Below are 705 nucleotides of genomic sequence, written 5' to 3' on the forward strand. Positions count from 1 at the left end.
GGGTGGGGAAGGCCGATGTCGAGCACGGCCTTGGTCAATTCCCTGTCGTAGCTGAGGAAACCGTCCGGTTCGTCGCGGAGGGGGGCCGCTGTCGCTAGGTGGATGGCGTCGAGGGTGCCGAGTTTCTGCACCTCGTAGTCGGCGGCCCGAACCAGGGTCTCGTCATCGACCGTGATCTGATCCACTCCCGTCAGAGCGTTGCCGACCAGGAAGGGCACCCGCTGACGATCCATGCCGGCTCGCCGGAAGGTTCGTGCGATCTCCACCCCTGCCAATTGGGAGGTCGCCAGGCGTGTCTGCGGTCCGAGCTCTTCCCGTCAGTGGCGCAGGACCTCCGTTTCGGCTTCTTCCTGTACCGGCCTCGGAGGTGCGCACGCATTCATGGAGTGCGGCCTGACCGCAGGCGCTCCTCGTCGCGTTCCGCGATCAGGAGTTCGGTGAGGGAGGGCAGCTCCGTCCGGTTGTCGATCGGTTCGGGCAGCACGCCCGGATCGATCGCGCGGTGAATCCGGCCCGTGGCGACGAGCCGGTCGAGTGCGGAGACGGGTTCGTTCGTCGAGGTCCGACGGATGGCGGGCGTGCCGTATCCGGCGACGGTCGCCGTTTCATTCCCCCACTCCCCGGCGGAGGCTCCGCAGAGGATGGGTTCGGACTCGCCGGGTGGTGTCGTCCGCATGGGTTCAAGGTGGGCAAAGGGGGTGGATG

1 protein-coding gene and 1 pseudogene are annotated in these 705 nt (G+C 67.2%); both read right to left on the bottom strand.

Annotation, left to right across the window (positions count from 1 at the left end):
* Positions 1-233: pseudogene (locus FNQ90_RS25755) on the bottom strand (type II toxin-antitoxin system VapC family toxin); the annotation flags it as partial.
* A 146-nt stretch (positions 234-379) separates the two neighbouring features.
* On the bottom strand, positions 380-705 hold a 326-nt coding region (locus FNQ90_RS26860; protein ID WP_228471615.1), incomplete at its 5' end, for a hypothetical protein.

The organism is Streptomyces alkaliphilus, assembly GCF_014141535.1.
Lineage (GTDB): Bacteria > Actinomycetota > Actinomycetes > Streptomycetales > Streptomycetaceae > Streptomyces > Streptomyces alkaliphilus.